General features: G+C 43.7%; 3 protein-coding genes. 2 read left to right on the forward strand and 1 reads right to left on the reverse strand.

The window, feature by feature from the left end; translation table 11 throughout:
* Both Q1V93_RS07165 and Q1V93_RS07170 read left to right on the forward strand, forming a co-directional pair.
* Positions 1 to 1414 (forward strand): MFS transporter (locus Q1V93_RS07165; protein ID WP_300663221.1); only part of this gene is annotated, 1414 nt, incomplete at its 5' end.
* 235 nt (positions 1415 to 1649) lie between these two features.
* Positions 1650 to 4169 carry a PKD domain-containing protein gene (locus tag Q1V93_RS07170; RefSeq protein WP_300663223.1) on the forward strand — a complete coding sequence of 840 codons (2520 nt, stop codon included), beginning with the start codon at positions 1650 to 1652 and terminating at the stop codon, positions 4167 to 4169.
* Between the two features lie 44 nt (positions 4170 to 4213).
* Here the strand turns inward: Q1V93_RS07170 and Q1V93_RS07175 are convergent.
* Positions 4214 to 6024 (reverse strand): T9SS type A sorting domain-containing protein (locus tag Q1V93_RS07175; protein ID WP_300663224.1); only part of this gene is annotated, 1811 nt, incomplete at its 5' end.

Genomic DNA, 6024 nt, shown 5'->3' on the forward strand with positions numbered 1-6024 from the left:
CAAAAAGATCATTAAAGGCTGGGTGATGTATGACTGGGCAAACTCAGTCTACAACCTTGTAATTTCATCCGCGATCTTTCCGATTTTCTATGACACGATGACTACCAAACAGTATTTATCCGGAAAGCAGGAGAATATCGGGAAAGCCTGGGCAGATCTGGATCCTTCCCAATTGGGAAAAGGAGAAGAAGTCATGGTGGATTTCCTGGGAATGCACATTCCGAATTCTGCCTTGATGAGTTTCGTTTTGTCAGCTTCATTCCTGGTTGTATCTTTTTCGTCACCGTTTTTATCCGGTATCGCCGATTACAGGGGAAATAAAAAGCGTTTCCTGCAATTCTTTTGTTATTTGGGAGCCTTGTCCTGCATTTCGCTGTATTTCTTCACCGATCTGATGCGCGATGGTTTATTGGAAATTGCCATGCTTTCGCTCTTCTTTGCAAGTATCGGATTCTGGAACAGTTTGGTGTTTTACAATTCCTATTTGCCTGAAATTGCACATAAGAAAGACCTCGACAAGATTTCAGCACGTGGATTTTCCATGGGGTATCTCGGTTCGATGGTTTTGCTAATCCTTTGTTTGGTTTTGATCAAAGTTCCGATCTTCTCTTTCTTTGACGACCCAAATACGCTTGATTTGAAAGAAGCCATGCCGGTACAATATTGTTTCGTATTGGTTGGTTTATGGTGGATTGGCTTTTCGCAATTTACCTACCGCGTTTTGCCAAATACAACTTCAACCCGAATCAAGGAAAAAGGATATATCTGGAAAGGATTTAAGGAATTGAGAGGTGTGTTCTCTGAATTCCGTAAAACGAAACGCCTGAAACGTTACCTGACTTCATTCTTCTTTTTCAATACGGGAGTTCAGACCGTGATGTTGATGGCGACCTTCTTTGCGAAGAAAGAAATTGCCTGGCCGGTAAAAGATGGAAAAGTAGACGACAGCGGATTAATCATTGCGATTCTGTTGATCCAGCTTTTAGGAGCAGCCGGAGCTTTTGTCATGTCTCGTTTATCCGGAAGAATCGGAAACGTCAAAACATTGGGAATTTCACTTGTAATCTGGTTGGGAGTTTGTGCTGCTGCCTTTGTGATAGAAACTCCGGTTGAATTCTACTGCCTGGCGTGTGCAGTCGGAATTGTAATGGGAGGTGTTCAGGCTTTGGCGCGTTCAACTTACTCCAAATACCTGCCGGAAACAGAAGACAACGCGAGTTACTTCTCATTCTACGATGCAACGGAGAAAATTGGGATTGTTACCGGAACATTGTTCTTCGGATTAATGGAAATCGGATTTGAATCCATCCGCTATTCAGTGGTTTCCGTGGCTTTCTTCTTTATCGTTGGTTTATTCCTGCTTTTCCGCATTCCGAAAGACGAACGAAGCGACCTGGAAGGAGTTTACGACTAATCTGATGAGCAATGGATTTCATTATCAAGAGTGGAATGCATTCTTTGATAATGAAATGCCCATATTTATTTTCAACAGGCTATTTTGTATTGGTTTAATGTATTTTTCCCAACAGAAGAAATTCAATCTTCTCCCAATCGCTCAAAAGATTCCAGCGTTTAAATATTTCTGGTGAAATAAACACAACACTTTTTGGTGAAATACGTTTTGTATAACAAACAGAACCATTTTTTCTATGAAATGTTGGCTGCTATTTGTGATCTTCTTTGCCGCCAGTTTATCACCGGGTAATCTTCGTGCGCAAATATCTGGAGTGATTAATCAATACACTCCGGTAACAGCTGTTTCCTGTAATCAATTACAGGTTGTTGATGCTTCGTTTTTATCAGTTGGAAATCGTGTCTTGATTATTCAAATGAAAGGAGCTGAGATTGATCTTTCCAATAGTTCTAATTTCGGCACCATCACCAATTATAACAATTGCGGGAACTACGAGTTTGCCAATGTCACCGCAATTTCCGGAAATACGGTGACACTTCAGTTTCAGTTACTGAATGGTTATGACGTTGCAGGCCGCGTTCAACTGATTCGTGTCCCTCAATATACCAATACAACAGTTACAGGGACACTTTTTCCGCAAAACTGGAATGGAAGCACAGGAGGCGTTCTTGTCTTGGAAGTTTCCGGAACATTGACCATTAATGCTCCGGTTTCGGCTAACGGAACTGGTTTTCGCGGATCTTTTTCCAGTTCAAATCCGGATGGAGGCTGTGGTAATTTTACCGATTACTATTATCCCGTTTCTTCAGGACATGGTGCCCAAAAAGGAGAAGGAATCGCGGAAGTGAGTGCTGCAATGGATGGTGGTCGTGGAGCATTGGCAAATGGCGGCGGCGGCGGAAACAAACACAATTCCGGTGGTGGTGGCGGTTCAAACGGAAGCAAAGGCGGGCGGGGCGGAGATCAGGCAGGATTTTGCGGTCAACAACCCATTGGTGGAGAAGGAGGAAAAGCACTGCATTATGGCTTGGGAAGACTTTTTATGGGCGGCGGCGGCGGTTCTCCGGATTATAATGACAATGTTGGATGCTCCGGCTCGAACGGTGGTGGAATCATTATTATCAGGGCGGCAACCATTGTCACCAATAACAACATGTTTATTGAATCAAGTGGCGCAAATGTAGTGAGTACCTATAACAGTATCGGTGACGGATCCGGTGGTGGTGGTGCAGGTGGTACGATTGCTTTGGAAGTGAATTCCTTTGTCGGGAATTTAATACTGAGAGTAGGAGGTGGAGACGGCGGAAATCAAATGACAACCTATCCATCATGTTTCGGTCCTGGCGGTGGCGGCGGCACCGGTGCGATACAATACTCAGGCAGTGCAATTCCTCCAAATGTAACGACTTCTTTTATTCCCGGAGATGTAGGAACCGTAATAGGTAATTCGGGTTGCAATTCATCCTATGGAGCAGCTTCCGGATATTTTTCACCGGTGTATGTTTTCAATAAGCCTTTACCGGAAAGTAATATACCGCCAACAGGAACGATTGATTTGGGACCGGATATCGTAGTTTGCGCACTCAGTGTTGTGGTTGATCCCACGATTAATGCAACATCTTATTTGTGGTCAACAGGTGAAACAACACCTACGATTACAGTGACAACATCTGGTGAATACTGGCTTTCTGTGAAAGTTGGTGCAAGTAGTTGCTGGGTGACAGATACTTTTTTGGTTAATTTGAATAGCCTGACAGTGGATGCTGGTCCGGATCAAACGATTTGTATCGGCGAAAATGCGGTATTACATGCTGTTTCACCGGGAAGCAATATCAATTTCAGTTGGGACAATGGAGTTACAAACGATGTTCCCTTTTCACCACAGACAACAAGCGTTTATACCGTTACCGCCACAGATCCGGGTGCTGGGTGCTCCGCCACAGATGAAGTTTTGATAACGGTCAATCCGCTTCCGGTAGTGAGTGTCTTGCCTTCGCCTACTTCCGGTTGCGCGCCTTTATCGGTTACATTTACAAATCTCACGCTTGATTGTACCGGTTCTACCTGGACTTTTTCGGATGGAACTGTTTTGAATGGTTGTGGTAACCAGCAGCTGACATTTGAAAATCCGGGGTGTTATGACCTTGTTGTGGATGTTGTTTCCGCTTTAGGATGCTCAGCTTCTGCCAATTTCCCGTCAATCGTTTGCGTTCATCCTGCTCCGTTGGCCTCGTTTCATCCGTCTCCGGTTATTCTGAACCAGGAGAATCCCTCAACGACCATGATCAATAATTCAGAAGGAGGCATTCATTATGAATGGAATTTTGGTGACGGAACTGCTTCTGATCTTGTTTCTCCGGTTCATACATACTCTTCGGATGAGTTTCGCTCGTTTACGGCAAGCCTGCTGGTTACAAACCAATACGGATGCACGGATGTTGCTTATGGAACCGTTTACATGGAAGGCGGACTTATTTACTACGTTCCGAATACGTTTACACCGGATGGAAATGAGATGAACGGGATTTTCATCCCGATCTTTTCTTCAGGGCTCGATTCTTCCGATTTCAATCTGCAGATTTTTAACCGATGGGGAGAAATCGTTTTCGAATCGAAAGATCCGCAGATCGGCTGGGATGGAACATACAACGGGTCTCCTTCACCCGAAGGAATATATACCTGGCGCATTGAATTCAGGGTTTCGACCAGTGTTGAAAGGAAAATTATTCACGGCCACCTGAATCTATTGAGATAATGAATAAAATCGCCACGAATGAATGATGTAATGCGTAAGAAGTCTTACTCCACAACAACCCTCAATACCTCATTTCCTTTTGAACTGCTGATTCGAAGAACATAAATTCCGGATTTCTGGTTGGTTTCAAAAGAAACAATTTCTTCATTAGTTTCTTTCGTTTGAATGATCTTCCCTTGCAAATCAAACAATTCCAGTTTGTTTGTTCCGTTTAATCCGCTAACCAAAAAACTGCCGTTATTCGGATTCGGAACGATCTGGATTGCGACCTTATTCGACTTATTGGAAATGATGTAAGAATAACGGCTGCTTCCGTTCAGATCAATCATTTTCAAACGGTAATACGAAAGTCCGTTTAAGGGTTCTGAATCAGGAAAACGGTAATATTGAAGGTCAGAACTGTTTCCTTTTGAGGGAGTGCTCCCGATTCGTACAAAATCATTTCCGTTTCCGGAACGTTCAATTTCAAAGCGGTCACTGTTTGCTTCGCTTTCCGTTTCCCAAAACAATTCCACCACAGATTCTTTGGATTGCAATCTGAAGTTCTTCAGTCCGACCGGCAAAGCACTTAAACAGCTTTCAATATCCGTTTGAGTAATTGTAACACAGATTGTTCTTCCGCAATCCAGGCATTGTTCCGGGGAATCAGGAGTGTGTCCTGTTAAGAAATATTCACCCGCAAGCGTGATCGGAGTAGAACCGGTTGAACCGCCATTGATAGTTTCCGAAAATCCTCCCGGACCTGTAATACTGACAGTGGCTGAGCTGGTAAAACCACTCGTGCTGCAATAATCCACATCAGCCGTAAAAACTAAATCCGTTCCGTTACAGATTGTGTAGTTGGGAGAAGCCGGTAAAGCCTTTGGAATTGCAATGGGAGAGAAGATAGGGCCATTGAAGTAATTGATACATGAGGTTGCTCCGTAGACTGTCCAGGATTGCCCGAGTGAATTGGTTCCCAAATTATAAAATGCACGTGGAAATTGAGTCGGTAACGATCCAGATTTGAACATATAACCGTTGCATCCGGCATTTAAATCTGAAGTACCACCACAATTGGAATACAAAGTTGCTGTGTGTCTCCAGCCGATAGCAGCTGTTTTTCCAGCGGTAGTAACTTTTGTCATCGTGGTTGATTGAGGAGTAGATCCTTTGTAATAAGCCAATGATATCCCGGAAGTTTCCCAATCCGTTACGCATTCGTAAACTGCTGCATAGGAATTGTTGTTTTCCTGCCAGTCGACGCACTGCTGGTCACCACCTTCCGCGTTGCATAAATCATAATTGGTCGAAAAATTAGATCCGGAGGCATTATTTGCTCCGAAAGTGGTGTTCTGAGAGTTAAAAATTTCCACACCTCTTTCGGCATGATTCACACTTCGTTTCATGGTTCCGAATGCCGTGGTGTTTGTTGTAAGCGTAGAAGAACCAACTCCTTCATCATTGTTATCCAAACCGTAGCCGCACATATTGGCAAAGGAAATTCCGCAGGGAATCATCTCATTCCCGGAAGTAACAACCGGGTAATCTACAGCTAAATAACGTCCGGGATTAAGCGTAGTAGCAGTAACATTACAACTTGCAGATTGCACGTACCGGATTCTGAATTGAAAATTAGAAGTAAAAAAAGCACTGCTGACCATAATTCCGGATGGGGCAGACGAGCCATTTGCTGCCAGGTAGTAATTTCCCGGAGAGGTAGTCGATTTAAATACCGTTAAACAAACACGCGACCAGGAACCATCTTTCAACCACACAGTGTTTGAGTTATTGTAAGTACACATGTCCGTATTCGTAGAGCTGGTATTCATGGTTAGAATTTGTGTCCAGGTAGTTCCGCCGTTGGAAGAAAAAT

It is taken from the genome of Fluviicola sp., from assembly GCF_030151805.1.
In the GTDB taxonomy this organism is placed as follows: Bacteria; Bacteroidota; Bacteroidia; order Flavobacteriales_D; family Crocinitomicaceae; genus Fluviicola.

Bases quoted from the DNA above. Each gene is read 5' to 3' on its own strand.
- Q1V93_RS07170 (WP_300663223.1), top strand. From the start codon at position 1,650: ATGAAATGTTGGCTGCTATTTGTGATCTTCTTTGCCGCCAGTTTATCA.